Raw genomic sequence first — 14,471 nt, 5'->3', positions numbered from 1 at the left:
GCTACTCCGCGGCACCCCTGAAGGCGCTTGCTCCGGTTTCGAACTGCAGCTTGGCCAGCCTTGCATAGATGCCGCCCTTGGCGACCAGGCTCTGGTGCGTGCCTTCCTCGACGATGCGGCCGCCATCCATGACCAGGATGCGGTCGGCCTTCAGCACGGTCGCCAGCCGGTGGGCGATGACGATGGTGGTGCGGCCCTGCATCAGCCGTTCCAGCGCCGTCTGCACCAGCGTTTCGCTTTCGGCGTCGAGCGCCGACGTGGCTTCGTCGAGCAGCAGGATCGGCGCGTCGCGCAGGATGGCGCGGGCGATCGCCACGCGCTGACGTTGGCCGCCGGACAAGGTGACGCCGCGCTCGCCGACCTGGCTATCGTAGCCCTTGTCGAGCCTGAGGATGAACTCGTCGGCCAGCGCGTCCCCGGCGGCGGCCTCGATCTCGGCATTCGTCGCGCCCGGCCGGCCAAAGCCGATATTGTCGCGCGCGCTTGCCGCAAAGATGGTGACATCCTGCGGCACGATCGCAATGCGCTCCCGCACTTCAGCCGGATCGGCTTCGCGCACGTCGATGCCGTCAATGGCGATGCGGCCGGTTTCGGGATCGTAGAAGCGCAGAATCAGCGAAAAGACGGTGCTCTTTCCGGCGCCCGACGGGCCGACGATCGCCACCGTCTCGCCCGGCTTGACCTGAAAACTCAAGCCGTGGACGGCGGCACGGTCCGGCCTTGCCGGGTAGGAGAAGGAGACGTCGTCGAAGCTGATCGCGCCTGTCGCCTTGGCGGGCAGCGGCAGCGGATTGGCCGGCGGTTGAATCGCCGGCGTCTCGTCGAGTATCTCGGTCAGCCTTTCGGCCGCACCCGCCGCCTGGGCAAGCTCGCCCCAGACTTCCGACAGTGCGCCCAGCGCGCCTGCGGCAAACACGGAGTAAAGCAGGAACTGGCCGAGCGTGCCGGGCGACATCGTGCCGGCAAGCACGTCACGCGAGCCGAACCACAACACCGCCACGACCGAGGAAAAGATCATGAAGATGGCAAAGAAGGTGAGCAGCGAGCGGGAGAAGATCGACGAGCGCGCCGCCTGGAAGGCGGCTTCCACCGCGGCCGAGAACCGCCCGGTGACCAGCGTCTCGTTGGTGAACGCCTGCAGCGTGCGCACCGCGCCGATCTGCTCGCTGGCATAGGCGGTCGCTTGCGCCAGCGTATCCTGCGCCTGCCGTGACCGGCGCCTCACCGAACGGCCAAACGCGACCAGCGGCAGCACGATGAGCGGAATGGCCGCGATCACCAGGCCCGACAGTTTCGGGCTGGTGACGACCATCATCGCCACCGCGCCAAGGCCGAGGATGACGTTGCGCAACGCCACGGAGGCGGTGGCGCCGACGGCGGATTTCACCTGCGTGGTGTCGGCGGCAAGCCGCGAGACGATCTCGCCCGACTGGGCGGTGTCGAAGAAGGATGGCGAAAGCGTCGTGACATGCGAAAACACGTCGCTGCGGATGTCGGCAACGACCCGCTCGCCGAGCGTGATGACGAAGTAGTAGCGTCCGGCCGATGCCGCCGCCAGAATGGCTGCCATCGCCACCAAAGCGGCGAAATATTCGGCGATGAAGACGGTGCCGGAAGCGCTGAAACCGTGGTCGATCATGCGCCGCACGGCCAGCGGCAGCGCCAGCGTCGTCGCTGCGGCGATGGCGAGCGAAATGAGGGCGCCTATGACCAGTTTGCGGTAGCGGAATATGTAGGGATATAGGCGCCTGAGCGGCCCGAGCGAGCGCCTGCGCCCGTCTTGCTCGCCGCTGATGTCCGCCATGACCGTTTCCTCTGGCCGCTCCAGGTGGGCGCGTTCAATATGCGCCTGCCGTGGCCTTGTGATTCAATTCCGGCTGATGTATAGGCTCGCCGACCGTTTTAGAAGCCGTGGCTTTTCAATAGCTGCGGCTTCGAGTTTTAAAAAGGGGCGCATCGACGCAGGCCGCGGGCCCGTCTGTAGCGCCGCAAGCCAGGAAGCACGACAATGAAGGCCGATATCCATCCCGACTACCACACCATCAAGGTCGTCATGACCGATGGCACCGAATACTCGACCCGTTCGACCTGGGGCAAGGAAGGCGATACGATGAACCTCGATATCGATCCGACCACGCACCCGGCCTGGACCGGCGGCCAGCAGACCCTGCTCGACCGCGGCGGCCGCCTGTCGAAGTTCAAGAAGCGCTTCGAAGGTTTCGGCCTCTAAAGTTTACCTGTATCGCTGAATAAAGAACCCGCCTTTGTGGCGGGTTTTTTGTTGCCGTCAAAGTCAGTCGCTTCAAGCTAACGCGCCGATACCTCCCGCTTGTGGGGAGGTCGGCCCAAGGGTCGGGTGCGGTCCGACGCCTCCACCCTGCTGCTTCGAAGCGACCCTTCCCAGAGTGGTGCGAGCCTACCCGTCCACCAATTCCCGCAGCGCCATGCGCTTGTAGGCGGCGACCAGCCTGTCGCCCTCCTGCCGATCGACCGAGATCGCCAGCCGCACGGCAGCCTCGCCCATCTGCCAGACGAGGAAGGCCGTCGTCTCCAGCGCCACCGGATCGGCGCCGGGATGCAGCCGCTTCAGCACCGTGGTCAGGAATTCGGCATTCGCCCGGCTGTCGGCAAGTTCGAGCTGGCGCAGCGCCTTGTCGGCCTGCGTGCCCGACCAGATGTCGCGCATCACCGGCTCGGCCAGGAACAGCTGATAGTAGATATCCACCAGCTCCGAAAACGCCTGCCGCAGGCCCTCGGCGTCGACGACATCCTTGAGCGCCGAGGAGATGCAGGCCTGGCTTTCGGCGGTGTAGCGCTCGGCCAGCGCCCAGACGATCGCCCGCTTGTCGGGAAAGAACTGGTAGAGCGAGCCGATCGACACCGCGGCCCGCTCCGCCACCTCGCCCATGCGCATGGCGTCGCTGCCTTGCTCGGCAATCAGCGCCGAGGCTGCGGCCAGCATGCGCTCGACCCGCTCGCGGCTGCGCTGCTGGGTGGGCGCCCGTCGCGGCGATGCGACCTGCTCCTGGGCAGATGCGGGCGTTGCTGTGTCTTCCATGACGGCCTCCGGTCTCGACAAAATCTGCCAACAAACGGCTTGACTCCCAAAATACGAGGGTTTATCACATTTTGCAAATGTGAGGATTACTCATATTGTAACAAAGGAAAACCACCATGACCGACACCAAACCAGTCCTGATTCTCGGTGGCACTGGCAAGACCGGCCGTCGCCTCGCCGGGCGGCTGACCTCACAGGGCATTCCCGTGCGCATCGGCTCGCGTTCCGGCAGCCCCCGCTTCGACTGGGAGGTTCCGGCGACCTGGGAGCCTGCCATGCAGGGCGTGGGCGCCGTCTACATCAGTTACTATCCCGACATCGCCGTGCCGGGCGCCGCCGAGACCGTCGGCGCCTTCGCCGGGCTTGCGGTGGCAAATGGCGTCACCCGCATGGTGCTGCTCTCCGGCCGCGGCGAGACCGAAGCCCAGCGCGCCGAAGAGATGGTCAAAGCCTCGGGCGCTGACTGGACCATCCTGCGTTGCGCTTGGTTTTCGCAGAATTTCAGTGAAGGTTTTCTCGTCGAGTCCTTGCGGCAAGGCGAAGTGGCTTTGCCTGTCGGCCCTGTTGGCGAGCCCTTCGTCGATGTCGACGACATCGCCGATGCTGCCTTCGTTGCGCTGACCGAACCGGGTCATGTCGGCCAGCTCTATGAGTTGACCGGGCCGCGGCTGCTAAGCTTCGCCGACGCGGTTGCCGAGATCGCCAAGGCGACCGGCCGCGACATCCGCTATATCAAGATCTCGCATGACGAATTCACCGCCGCGACGGCGGCATACGAACTGCCGCCCGAAATCGCCTGGCTGCTCAACGAGCTGTTCACCGAAGTGCTTGACGGCCGCAACGAGACGCTGACCGACGGCGTCCAGCGTGTGCTCGGCCGCGCGCCGAAAGACTTTTCCGCCTACGCAAATGAAACCGCTGCAACCGGCATCTGGAGCAACTGAGATGATCAAGCTTCTTCCCACCCTCACCATCATCGCCGCCATCGGCTCGGGCGTCGTCGGCGGCGTGTTCTTCGCCTTTTCCAACTTTATCATGGCGGCGCTTGCCCGGCTGCCGGTCCCCCAAGGCATCGCAGCGATGAATTCGATCAACATCACGGTGATCACGCCCACCTTCATGACGGCGCTGTTCGGCACCGGCCTGCTCTGTCTGGTGCTTATCGCCGCCGTTCTCATGGGGTGGAGCCAGTCCGGCTCATACTGGCTGCTTGCCGGCGCCGTGATCTATTTGATCGGCAACCCGATCGTGACCATGGTCTTCAATGTGCCGCTCAACGATGCGCTCGCCGCCGTCGACCCGGCCAGCGCCAATGGCGCAGCCGTGTGGGCGAACCATCTGAATCAATGGGTGATGTGGAACCACGTCCGCACCATCACCGCCATCGTGTCGATGGCCTGCTTCATGTTCGCATTGCTCTGAAAAATGACACTTCGCAAACGCAAGGACCTCGCCTCAAGCGGGGTCCTTTTGCGAGTGACCCTTGCGGTCGGAATGACCGAGATCGCGGCCCGGATCGATGACGTCGCGCACCAGCTGCTTGAGCTTGGCGGCATCGGGAAAGCCGCCGTCGCGCTTGCGGTCCCAGACCAGCACATCGTTGCAGGAAACGGTGAAGATGCCGCCTGTGCCCGGCACCAGCGTCACTTCACCAAGATCCGTGCCGAAGGTGGAGAGCAGTTCCTGCGCCATCCAGCCGGCCCGCAACAGCCACTGGCACTGGGTGCAATAGGTGATGACCACGCGGGGCCTCTCCGGCACACTCATGTCTGGGCCTCCTGTATGCGCACCGTGGTATTTGCGAATCGATCGTGTATCGGGTCGTCGCCCAGAGCTATGGATATCGCAATCCAGACCGGCCAGATCAGCACCAAAACGAGGGCAGCGGATGCAACCACTATTTCCAGGCTGGAGTAATCCTGCACGCCACCGGGAGCGGTGCCCCAAGCCTGAAAAGCATACCAGCTTCCCGTCAGGACGATCGGTAATGCGCCGAGAAACTTGATAAGTTGCCGCCGAACAGCCTTTCTCGCCGGCAGGCCGACCCTATGTCTGTCGTCCTCATCATGTACAGTGAGCTCCGTGAGCCGCTTGCCGATTGATTGGCCGGACTTCAACTCCATAATGAGGAGATAAGACGCCAGAGCGATCAGCTCGAGGAAACCCAGGTCCAATGCTGCAGGCCTGAAATTCCCTTGCGAATCCAGATCGATCGAGATGGAGGAGGTTTCTCCAGGCTTTGAGCCCGGCGCCGTACCCACGCTCCATATGGCGACCGGCAAACCGAGTACTGATGTTCTACACACCTGCCAATCATAACGGGCAAGTGTCGGGGCACCGTGAACCGTACCCTCCTGGCATAGTTTCCAGTTCAGCCAAAAGCTGCCTTTTACGCCACCGTTGGTCAGCAGAAATAGAGCCCCTACGAGCAAATAGAGGGCGATCAGGATTACAAGGTAGTCGATGAGTGCAGCGAGAAACCGTCGCCATATGCCGGGCCGGCGAGGCCAGGCCACCGCATCGGCAAAACTTGCCTCTTTATAGTCGGTCATCGCCCCCCCTGATAACTGACTAATCTATAGGCAGGCCGCCGTCATACAGCAATATTCGCATCCGCCTGTATTGCACGGACCTACGCCGCGCTGAGCTTGGCCATGGTCTCGTCGTCGACCTCGAAATTGGCGTAGACGCTCTGCACGTCGTCATCGTCCTCGAGCGTTGCCACCAGTTTCATCAGCGATTGCGCCCGCTCTTCGTCGACCGGGACATTGTTCTGCGGCTGCCAGATCGGCTTCACCGATTCGGCCTCGCCAAGCGAGGCTTCCAGCGCCTTAGACACTTCGCCCATACTCTCGAACGCACAGTAGATGGTGTGGCCTTCCTCGTCGGACTCGACGTCATCGGCGCCGGCCTCGATCGCCGCGTCCATCACCTTGTCGGCGCTGCCGGCGGAGGCCGGATAGTAAATCTCGCCGGCGCGGTTCCACATGAACGACACCGAGCCGGTTTCACCAAGCGCACCGCCGGCTTTGGTGAAGGCGGCGCGCACGTTCGAGGCCGAGCGGTTGCGGTTGTCGGTCAGCGCCTCGACGATCAGCGCCACGCCGCCTGGCCCATAGCCTTCATAGCGCACCGCTTCGTAATTCTCGGCATCGCCCATCGATGCCTTGTTGATGGCGCGCTGGATGTTGTCCTTCGGCATCGACACCGCCTTGGCGTTCTGAATGGCCAGGCGCAAACGCGGGTTCATCGACGGATCCGGTGTTCCGCTCTTGGCGGCGACGGTGATTTCGCGCGCCAGCTTGGAAAACATTTTCGACCGCACCGCGTCCTGCCGGCCCTTGCGGTGCATGATGTTCTTGAACTGTGAATGGCCGGCCATGGCACCCCTGTCGTCTTCGGCTAGAGCATCCCGAAGCGAGGTGGTCTCACCTCGTCCTCCCGGGTACTCGAATTCAAATTTTCAGAGCCGTCCAAGGTGCAACGCGATGGATGCACGGCGTTCTCTGTCGGAATGGCCGGCTTATAGATAAATCGGCTCAATTCGTCCAGCCGCGCCGGTTCAGCCCTCCAGATCGGACTTCAGCCGGTCGATAATGCTGAGCGCATGGCCGGCATACTGGCTGATCCAGCGGTCGTGGATGTGCTTGATCGGCAGCGCGTTGAGATGGTTCCAGCGCTCTCGCCCTTGGCGCTTTGCCACCACCAGTTCGGCTTCTTCCAGCACCTTGAGATGCAGCATGACGGTGCAGCGATCGATGTCGGGAAACGCCTCGCACAACATGCCGGTCGTCTGCGGCGCATCCTTCAGCCGATCCAGCAATTCGCGACGGCGCGGATGCGCCAATGCCTTGAAAACGTGATCGTCTGCGGTTTGGCTTGACATGTTATGTTTCTATAACATATCGTCGAGCCAATCAAGGAAGGAGCTGTGGATATGTCTCTTGGATTCAGAGTTTCCGGGCGCATCGGCAAACCGGTCGCCGAAGTCTTCGACGCCGTCGTCAATCCCAAAAAGCTGAGTGGCTATTTCACCACCATCGGCGGCGCCAGCGCGCCGCTGAAGGCCGGCACCGGGGTGGTCTGGTGGGGCAAGGTGCCCGTCGAAGTCGATGAGGTGATCAAGGACCGCCATATCGTGCTGCGCTGGGATGCCACCGATGCCGAAGGCAAGCCCGCCTACAAGACACGCATCGAGATGAACTTCGAGCCGCTGGACGATGGCGGCACCCTTGTGACCATTGCTGAATCCGGCTGGCCGGAAGGCGTAGTCGGCCTGCAGAAATCCTACCTCAATTGCGAGGGCTGGTCGCAGATGCTGGCCTGCATGAAGGCCTATGTCGAATACGGCATCAATCTGCGCGACGGCTACTACCGCGGCGAGATGAGGGGCGAGCCGGCCAACGAGACAAACAGATGAACAGCGCAACGGAGCCCGCAATGACCGCGAAAATGACAGGTGGAATCAACATCGCCATGAAAGTCCCGTCACATCAGTACGAGGCGACGATCGCCTTCTATCGCGACGTCGTCGGCTTGAATCCATTCACCGCCAAGACGCCGGCCATCGGCTTCGAGCTTGGCCCAAACCGTCTGTGGATCGACGAGGCGCCGATGCTGAGCCAGGCCGAAGTCTGGCTTGAGCTTTTCACCGACAATTCTGCAGCCATTGCGGATCATCTCGCCAAGGCCGGCGTCGTCCGTTGCGACGCGGTCGAGCCCCTGGGCGAAGGCTTTCGCGGCTTCTGGATCGCCAACCCGGCCAGCATCGTTCACATGGTGCGCGAGCCTGACGCCTGGTGAGCGCAAACCGGACAAGGAAAGGAGCATCGATGGAAATTCACAAAACGCCGACTGCCGAAGCCGGCATGCTGATCAGGCGGCCGGTCGCCGAGGTCTTCGAGGCGATCGTCGACCCGGCCATCACCACGAAATTCTGGTTTACCCACAGTAGCGGCCGGCTGGATAGCCGCAAAGAGGTTCGCTGGGAGTGGCGCATGTACGGGGCCTCGGCGATGGTCAATGTCAGCGAGATCGTCGAGAACAAGAAGATCGTCATGCAATGGAGCGATCCGCCGACCACTGTGGTCTGGACATTCACGGAGATGCCCGGCGCCGAAACGCCTGACGGTGCGACCTTTCTTGAGGTCAGCAATTTCGGCTTCGCCGGCACCGCCGACGAGCAGGTCAAGCAGGCGGTCGGCTCGACCGACGGCTTCGCACTGGTGTTGGCTGGTGCCAAAGCATGGCTGGAACAGGGCCTGTCGCTTGGCCTGATCGGCGACCGTTATCCGAAGGGCGTGCCGGGGCGCTAGGATCGCCCCGATCGCCCAGCCTCAATGCCCACCGCTGGATTTCTTCCTTCGCCGCGCCAGCATGTTGAGGCCCTCGACCAGGGCGGAAAAGCCCATCGCGGCGTAGATGTAGCCCTTCGGCACATGATAGCCCATGCCGTCGGCGATCAGCGTCATGCCGATCATCAGCAGGAAGCCCAGCGCCAGCATGACGATGCTCGGGTTCTTGGCGATGAAATTGGCCAGCGGCCCGGCCGCCAGCATCATCACGCTCACCGCCACGATCACGGCGATGTACATGATGGCAATCTCGTCGGTCATGCCGACGGCGGTGATGATCGAATCGATCGAAAAGACGAGATCGAGCAGCAGGATCTGGAAGATGGCGCCGGCAAGCGAGATCTGCAGCGTCTCGCCCATCATCGTATCCTTGTGGTCGTCGGGATCGACGGTGTGGTGGATTTCCTTGGTCGCCTTCCAGACCAGGAACAGGCCGCCGGCAATCAGGATCAGGTCGCGCCAGGAAAAGCCATGGCCGAACGCTGTGAACACCGGCGTCGTCAGCTGCACGATGATGGAGATGGTTGCGAGCAGCACCAGCCGCATGATCAGCGCCGCCGAGATGCCGAGACGGCGGGCGCGGGCGCGCTGCGCCTCAGGCAATTTGTTGGTCAGGATCGAGATGAAGATCAGATTGTCGATGCCGAGCACGACCTCGAGGACGATCAGCGTCAGCAACGCGACCCACGCGGTTGGATCGGCAACAAATTGAAAATGCGGCGCCAGGAATTCAACGAGCTGCACGGAGGTCGTCCCCTCTACGATCTAGAGCAGTTTCGTCGCCAGTTAGGTACTATATTCCACCATATCAATGTCACGACCAGAACGATGGCGCGGTTTCTTCAAGCCGAGGCCCGCGGCGAAACGGCGCGATCTTTTCGGCCAGGCCCGTCCGGTCGGAAATGTCGACGCCGACGCCGCACAATGTCGCCGGTCCGGTCGCCGCCTCGAAGCGGCCTTTCGGCACTTTCGACAGGAAGCGGTTGAGCGGCTCTTCCTTGTCCATGCCGAGCGAGGAATCATAGTCGCCGCACATGCCGGCATCGGACATGTAGCCGGTGCCGCCATTGAGGATCTGGTGGTCGGCCGTCGGCTGGTGCGTATGGGTGCCGATGACGAGGCTGGCGCGGCCGTCGACGAAATGCGCGAAGCACATTTTCTCCGAGGTCGCTTCGGCATGGAAGTCGATGACCACGGCATCGGCCTGCTCGCCCAGCGGACAGGCGGCCAGCTCGCGCTCGCCGGCCTGGAACGGATCGTCGAGCTCGGGATGCATGAACACCCGGCCCATGATGTTGGCGACCAGCACGCGCGCGCCGTTTTTGGCGATATAGACGCCGGAACCGCGCCCCGGCGTTCCCTTGGGGAAGTTGGACGGGCGCAAAAAGCGCTCCTCGCGCGGCGCGAAGATCAGTGCGTCGCGCTGGTCCCAGACATGGTTGCCGGTGGTGACGACATCGGCACCGGCGGCGATGGTGTCGCGAAAAATGTCTTCGGTGATGCCGAAGCCGCCGGCGGCGTTCTCGCCATTGACGATGACGAAGTCGAGTTTGAAATCCGAGATCAGGCTGGGCAGTTGTTCCCACACCGCCGTACGTCCCGATTTGCCCACCATGTCGCCGAGGAAGAGAAGTCTCATGCCCACTTCTATCCAGAGGCACGGACGCTAGGCAAGCGCTACCCGGGCGATTGGCGCTAACGCCGGCCGAAAGTACCACGCTGCCGTTGAGACGGCTTTGCGCTCGCGCCCGCGACGCGAACTGCCGAAGGCATCATCGGTGACGCCGGCGGTGCGGCGCGTCCGCGCAGCCAGAAGAACCAGACGTAGAAAACAGTGAACCCACCAGTAGCGGCCAGGAGCAACAGCCCGCCGCGCCAGCCCTTCATCGCCGCGGTATCGAGGATCGATGGATTGGCAGGGTTGTAATACAACTCCACCGCGTCGCCTTTGGACGCCGTGTAGAGGCCGATGTCCTTTCCCTTGCCGGACCACGTCATCGGTGCATCGTTCGCGACATAGGTGACAGCGACGTTGATGCCTTTCGCGGTGAGGCCATTACCCTGGGCTTCGCTGTAGGAACTGACATCCGTCACAGTGGCAACGGCCTGCTGCCAGGCGAACTGGTGATGCAGGGCAGTTCCCACAATATGCACTGCCATCGCGAACAGCGCCACCGCGATAAGGACGAACGGCATCAGCAGGAAGCGTGCGAAGACAAACATGATGGCCGCCATCGGCTCGGACTGTGTTGCCGGAATACTATCCGGCACGTCTTGGAAACGCGTTAAGCGGGATCGCGGTCTTTTAAGCGATGTCGAAGCGGCGCAAACCGCTCTCGGTCAGTATTTCCGGGATGATGACGTCGTGCGCCTCATCCGGCACGAGACCCACCTCCTGGCAATCGAAAGCGACGCCGATCAGTCGTGGCGGCTGGCCCTCGTCGATCAGCCTGGCGATGGCGCGGTCGTAATAGCCGGCGCCATACCCGATGCGATGACCGCGGCTGTCGAAGGCCGCGAGCGGCACCAGCATCACCGCGGGATCGAGAACCTCGGCCTCCGCATGCGGACCGACCGTGCCAAAACCCATCTCGACCATCGGCGCGCCGCGCACCAGTTCGCGAAAGACGATGGTGGTCTTGTCGAGGATGGCCGGCAGGCAAAGCCTGGCCCCCTTCTCGCGCAAGGCGAACATCAGCGGCCTGATGTCGACTTCCGATCGCATCGGCCAGAAAGCTGAAACGATCTGACCCGGCTCGATGGCGAGGTGGTCGCGCGCCGTCTCGGCCATCTCAAGCGCGATCTCCACCCGCCACAGCGGATCGAGCGCATCGCGGCGGCCGAGTGCCTCGAGGCGCAGCTGCTTTTTCAGGGCTTTGGGAGATGTCATGCGCGGACGATAGAAAAGGTCGGATCTGGGTGACGTTTCATGAGCGACGTTTTCTACCACATCATCCGCCAAACTGGGCGGATACAGGTAAGTGACGATCCACACAACCGGTGGAGAGAGCGATCCCGGGAACCTACAAAGTAGGTGGGCGCCGTATGAGAAAACCCACGGGTCTTCCCAGGGACAGCTCCCTAAGGATCGTTAAGGCCCCGGGGAAAATGTTCTCCTGCCGGGAAGCGCAGACCGCCAAGCCCAATATAGGCGGCTGGTCGGTCAAGCGCTAGTGACATGAGGTAGTGTCTCAGTTTGAAATTTGAAATATGCGAAAGCGCCTATCCGGGTTTGCCCGCATAGGCGGAAACGCCTATATGCTTAGCGGAAAGCATGGAGTGGTTGTGTGGCGATCCGTTGCCTTGTTAAAATTGAAAACGAAGCGTCGATGTGGACCTTCGCGTCAACGCCTGTGATAGGCGACTGGGTGCACATGCCATCCGGCGATAGTCTGGCCATCTACGCGGTAACCGAGATAACACATGCGCCGCAGCCGGCGGACGTGGAGAAGGTGCCGCTGGTGTTTGTCACTCTGGAAAGCACATAGGAGTAGCAATGCCAACCGGACCTAAAGGCCAGAAGCGCCCCGCCGACGTGATCGGCAACGCCGGCCGCGTCATGCGCATTGCCACTGGCGATGAAGACGACACCGTGATCGACGACGGCAAAGACCCCGCTGCGAAGGCGCTGGGCGCCAAGGGCGGGAAGAAGCGCGCCGAGAACATGACGCCAGAGCGGCGCGCTGAAATTGCCAAGAAGGCAGCGGAAAAGCGGTGGGCTAAGACTTAATTTCGAGTTTGCGGGCCGCCTTCACTCTCTTTTCGACTACCCTAATCGGCTCGGCAACCGGAAGGTTTTCCGGCATCGTTGAGCCGTTTTCGCGCATCACCTTCCGCACGTCCTGCGCAATCTTCTTATTGCGGTCTATGACCCGGTATTCGCCTTTGATGCCTTCTTTTTTGATGACGTCAGCGGCCATGTTCATCTGAAATTCGTTTGCCGACAATTCCAGCGGCCCGGCGTAGTCGAAGGGGTTGTCTTCCCGCTTCAAACCTTTTCGCGCCATCACATCGCGTCTCGGCATATCATAGAGGCCCTGATACCGGGCATCGTGAAACAGAGCTTGCTTCGAATTGGGGACGCCAGCTTCCTTCGCCACTCCGCTGACAGTGCGGAACGCGGTCGTCACTTTGTCCCGCAGATTCAGCCGCTTCTCATCCTGGGTCAGTGCGTCTTCTGCTTCCATGCGATGGGTCTGGACAACGAAGTAAGCCTGAGCGGCGGCGATCTCGGCTTTGCTCGGGTCGCCGTTCATGGCGATGAGACGGCACGCGGCGCGACTGAGGAAGTAATCCAAGCCTTCTCGTTTTCCGCCCCCTCCGAGTTCCATCATTTTGCTTGCACGAGCAATATGATGTGACGGATCAATCGTGTTAGCCGTGAATGAGGAGGCGGCACGCTCAATCACTGGCTCGAACTTATCCCATACAGGGTAACCCAACACTGGATGGATATCCCGGGCCATCCAGTATTCCTGCCCGTTCGAGCCTTCCTGTCTGAGCTTTTCCAGTCGGTCGATGGTTGATCGGTAGGCAGGAAGTTCCTCAATCGCTGTTACCATGTCGAATCCTCTTGCGCGTGATGCATCCCATCACATACCATCGTCACATACAGGAGTCGATGGCATGACCGAACGGAAGAAGATTGAAGAGCGCCTTCGCAAAAAAGAGCAGGAGGTCGCGTCTCTCGAAGAGAAGACCAAGGTAGCTCGCGTCTATGTTCAGGCGTTGCGGGACATCCTCAAAATGTTGGCCACCGACGGCGACGACAACAATACCGATGCGGAAACCGTGCTGCGCACCGGAAGCGCTGTCGCAGATGCGCGGCATGTGATCCTAAAGAAGCGAGCCCCTGTCCATATCAACGAGATACTGGAAGCGCTTGGCCGGGAAGCCACGCGGGAGGCGAAGGCATCGCTGACAAGCTCGCTCGCCGCATATGTTCGGCGCGGAGAGATTTTTACACGTCCAGCCCCGAACACGTTTGGATTGGCCGAACTAGGCCACGAAACAATCGAGGAGGAAGCGGCCGAGCCACCGCCGAACTTTGGAAGGCCAACGCCGCCTCGGCCATCACGACCACCGGAACCGGAACCGGACGAAGACATTCCGTTTTAAAGTGAACTTTTGATGCTTGACACTAAGCATAAAAGTTCACATATGAGGGGCATGAACAAGCTGCCCCTCAAAACCCGCGTCCAAATCCTCACCATGCTTTGCGAGGGTTCTTCGATGCGCTCTACCTCCCCCGTTGCCGACGTGTCGATCAACACGGTTTCAAAGCTGCTGGTCGATGCCGGCAAGTTCTGCGCCGATCTGCATGACAGTGAAGTCCGAAACGTGGCTTCCAAGCGCGTCCAGTGCGATGAAATCTGGTCGTTCGTCGGCGCGAAGGCCAAGAACGTTTCGGCCATGAAAGCCCCGGTTGAAGGCGCTGGCGACGTGTGGACGTGGACCGCTCTCGACAGCGACAGCAAGCTTATCATTTCCTGGCTCGTGGGCGGTCGCGATGGCGAATATGCACTGGCATTCATGGATGACGTGAAGGACCGTCTTGCAAACCGCGTCCAGCTTACGACCGACGGTCACCGCGCCTATCTCAATGCGGTCGAGGAAGCATTTGGAGCGGACATCGACTATGCGATGCTGATCAAGCAGTACGGCGAACCGGAAGGCAAGAAGACCTCGCCAGAGCGCCGCTACAGCCCCGCCGTCTGCACCGGCGCAACCAAGACGCGGATTGAAGGCAACCCGGACCCGATGCATGTCAGCACGTCGCATATCGAGCGCGCTAATCTCACCATGCGCATGGCAAACCGCCGCTTCACACGCCTGACCAATGCGTTCTCAAAGAAGTTCGAAAACCATGTCCACATGGTCGCGATTTACACGGTCTGGTACAACTTCATAAAAATGCACAAGACGCTGAAAACGACGCCGGCAATGGCGGCTGGCGTGTCACAAACTCTCTGGTCCATGGAAGATCTTTGCGAGAAGATGGACGCTGTTGCTCCGAAGCCGGGGAAACGAGGTCCTTATAAGAAGCGGGAACAGTGAGT

At 61.4% G+C, this 14,471-nt stretch carries 21 protein-coding genes and 1 other RNA gene; 10 read left to right on the top strand and 12 right to left on the bottom strand.

All coding sequences use genetic code 11. The features are described from left to right. Position 1: 1 nt before the first annotated feature. Entirely contained in the window at positions 2-1,804 is a 1,803-nt protein-coding gene (locus NKL04_RS27465) for an ABC transporter transmembrane domain-containing protein (RefSeq protein ID WP_023700271.1), read from the bottom strand. A 204-nt stretch (positions 1,805-2,008) separates the two neighbouring features. On the opposite strand from NKL04_RS27465, the gene rpmE reads away from it, so the two are divergent. Then, a complete protein-coding gene (gene rpmE, locus NKL04_RS27460) occupies positions 2,009-2,230 on the top strand; it encodes a 50S ribosomal protein L31 (protein WP_023668748.1) in 222 nt (73 codons plus the stop codon). 186 nt (positions 2,231-2,416) lie between these two features. Here the strand turns inward: rpmE and NKL04_RS27455 are convergent, their stop codons facing one another. Then, positions 2,417-3,058, bottom strand: coding sequence for a TetR/AcrR family transcriptional regulator (locus tag NKL04_RS27455; protein WP_023700270.1), 642 nt, complete (start codon positions 3,056-3,058; stop codon positions 2,417-2,419). Positions 3,059-3,174: 116 nt separating this feature from the next. Between NKL04_RS27455 and NKL04_RS27450 the strand changes: the two genes are divergently transcribed. Together NKL04_RS27450 and NKL04_RS27445 are read left to right on the top strand one after the other, a co-directional pair. Further along, the gene (locus NKL04_RS27450) at positions 3,175-4,002 is read left to right on the top strand and encodes an NAD(P)H-binding protein (RefSeq protein WP_023700269.1); all 828 of its coding nucleotides are present in this window, start codon (positions 3,175-3,177) and stop codon (positions 4,000-4,002) included. A 1-nt stretch (position 4,003) separates the two neighbouring features. Further along, entirely contained in the window at positions 4,004-4,480 is a 477-nt protein-coding gene (locus NKL04_RS27445) for an anthrone oxygenase family protein (protein ID WP_023668743.1), read from the top strand. 33 nt (positions 4,481-4,513) lie between these two features. Here NKL04_RS27445 and NKL04_RS27440 read toward each other — a convergent pair whose 3' ends face one another. The 4 genes from NKL04_RS27440 to NKL04_RS27425 form a co-directional block, all read right to left on the bottom strand. Then, complete coding sequence (locus tag NKL04_RS27440; protein WP_023700268.1) at positions 4,514-4,825, bottom strand: Rdx family protein; 312 nt, start codon at positions 4,823-4,825, stop codon at positions 4,514-4,516. Next, positions 4,822-5,610 carry an RDD family protein gene (locus tag NKL04_RS27435; RefSeq protein ID WP_023700267.1) on the bottom strand — a complete coding sequence of 263 codons (789 nt, stop codon included), beginning with the start codon at positions 5,608-5,610 and terminating at the stop codon, positions 4,822-4,824. The genes NKL04_RS27440 and NKL04_RS27435 overlap by 4 nt, the downstream gene beginning before the upstream one ends. An 80-nt stretch (positions 5,611-5,690) precedes the next feature. Beyond that, positions 5,691-6,440, bottom strand: coding sequence for a YebC/PmpR family DNA-binding transcriptional regulator (locus NKL04_RS27430; RefSeq protein ID WP_023668740.1), 750 nt, complete (start codon positions 6,438-6,440; stop codon positions 5,691-5,693). A 180-nt stretch (positions 6,441-6,620) separates the two neighbouring features. Beyond that, complete coding sequence (locus NKL04_RS27425) at positions 6,621-6,944, bottom strand: ArsR/SmtB family transcription factor (RefSeq protein WP_023668739.1); 324 nt, start codon at positions 6,942-6,944, stop codon at positions 6,621-6,623. A 51-nt stretch (positions 6,945-6,995) separates the two neighbouring features. On the opposite strand from NKL04_RS27425, the gene NKL04_RS27420 reads away from it, so the two are divergent. Genes NKL04_RS27420 through NKL04_RS27410 form a run of 3 tightly spaced genes read left to right on the top strand, consistent with a single transcriptional unit; the run spans position 6,996 to position 8,373 of the window. After that, positions 6,996-7,478 (top strand): SRPBCC domain-containing protein, encoded by a 483-nt coding sequence (locus NKL04_RS27420; RefSeq protein WP_023668738.1) that lies wholly within the window; start codon positions 6,996-6,998, stop codon positions 7,476-7,478. A 20-nt stretch (positions 7,479-7,498) separates the two neighbouring features. Further along, positions 7,499-7,861, top strand: a complete 363-nt coding sequence (locus NKL04_RS27415; protein ID WP_023700266.1) for a VOC family protein — start codon at positions 7,499-7,501, stop codon at positions 7,859-7,861. A 29-nt stretch (positions 7,862-7,890) separates the two neighbouring features. Continuing rightward, entirely contained in the window at positions 7,891-8,373 is a 483-nt protein-coding gene (locus tag NKL04_RS27410) for an SRPBCC family protein (RefSeq protein WP_023698429.1), read from the top strand. A gap of 21 nt (positions 8,374-8,394) precedes the next feature. On the opposite strand, the gene NKL04_RS27405 is transcribed toward NKL04_RS27410, so the two are convergent. The 5 genes from NKL04_RS27405 to ssrS all read right to left on the bottom strand — a co-directional run bounded on the left by NKL04_RS27405 (position 8,395) and on the right by ssrS (position 11,550). Continuing rightward, entirely contained in the window at positions 8,395-9,156 is a 762-nt protein-coding gene (locus tag NKL04_RS27405; RefSeq protein WP_023700265.1) for a TerC family protein, read from the bottom strand. A 70-nt stretch (positions 9,157-9,226) separates the two neighbouring features. Continuing rightward, positions 9,227-10,051 carry a TIGR00282 family metallophosphoesterase gene (locus NKL04_RS27400; RefSeq protein ID WP_023700264.1) on the bottom strand — a complete coding sequence of 275 codons (825 nt, stop codon included), beginning with the start codon at positions 10,049-10,051 and terminating at the stop codon, positions 9,227-9,229. A gap of 56 nt (positions 10,052-10,107) precedes the next feature. Then, positions 10,108-10,635, bottom strand: coding sequence for a DUF3592 domain-containing protein (locus NKL04_RS27395; RefSeq protein ID WP_198029286.1), 528 nt, complete (start codon positions 10,633-10,635; stop codon positions 10,108-10,110). Between the two features lie 82 nt (positions 10,636-10,717). Further along, positions 10,718-11,302, bottom strand: a complete 585-nt coding sequence (locus NKL04_RS27390; protein WP_023700262.1) for a 5-formyltetrahydrofolate cyclo-ligase — start codon at positions 11,300-11,302, stop codon at positions 10,718-10,720. A gap of 92 nt (positions 11,303-11,394) precedes the next feature. After that, positions 11,395-11,550, bottom strand: a non-coding RNA gene (gene ssrS / locus NKL04_RS27385) — 6S RNA. Between the two features lie 149 nt (positions 11,551-11,699). Between ssrS and NKL04_RS27380 the strand changes: the two genes are divergently transcribed. Both NKL04_RS27380 and NKL04_RS27375 read left to right on the top strand, forming a co-directional pair. Next, positions 11,700-11,900, top strand: a complete 201-nt coding sequence (locus NKL04_RS27380; RefSeq protein ID WP_156951428.1) for a hypothetical protein — start codon at positions 11,700-11,702, stop codon at positions 11,898-11,900. Between the two features lie 8 nt (positions 11,901-11,908). Further along, positions 11,909-12,142 carry a hypothetical protein gene (locus tag NKL04_RS27375; protein WP_023700260.1) on the top strand — a complete coding sequence of 78 codons (234 nt, stop codon included), beginning with the start codon at positions 11,909-11,911 and terminating at the stop codon, positions 12,140-12,142. On the opposite strand, the gene NKL04_RS27370 is transcribed toward NKL04_RS27375, so the two are convergent. Continuing rightward, complete coding sequence (locus NKL04_RS27370; RefSeq protein ID WP_023700259.1) at positions 12,132-12,974, bottom strand: BRO family protein; 843 nt, start codon at positions 12,972-12,974, stop codon at positions 12,132-12,134. The two genes, NKL04_RS27375 and NKL04_RS27370, sit on opposite strands and share 11 nt — an antisense overlap. A gap of 64 nt (positions 12,975-13,038) precedes the next feature. Here NKL04_RS27370 and NKL04_RS27365 point away from each other — a divergent pair, with 64 nt between their 5' ends. Continuing rightward, positions 13,039-13,530, top strand: coding sequence for a hypothetical protein (locus NKL04_RS27365; protein ID WP_023700258.1), 492 nt, complete (start codon positions 13,039-13,041; stop codon positions 13,528-13,530). Positions 13,531-13,581: 51 nt separating this feature from the next. Further along, a complete protein-coding gene (locus NKL04_RS27360; protein WP_023700257.1) occupies positions 13,582-14,469 on the top strand; it encodes a DDE-type integrase/transposase/recombinase in 888 nt (295 codons plus the stop codon). The last annotated feature ends 2 nt before the right edge of the window (positions 14,470-14,471 follow it).

Source organism: Mesorhizobium sp. C264A, from assembly GCF_040324515.1.
Classification (GTDB): Bacteria; Pseudomonadota; Alphaproteobacteria; order Rhizobiales; family Rhizobiaceae; genus Mesorhizobium.
This window is presented reverse-complemented; position numbering and strand designations above follow the sequence as displayed.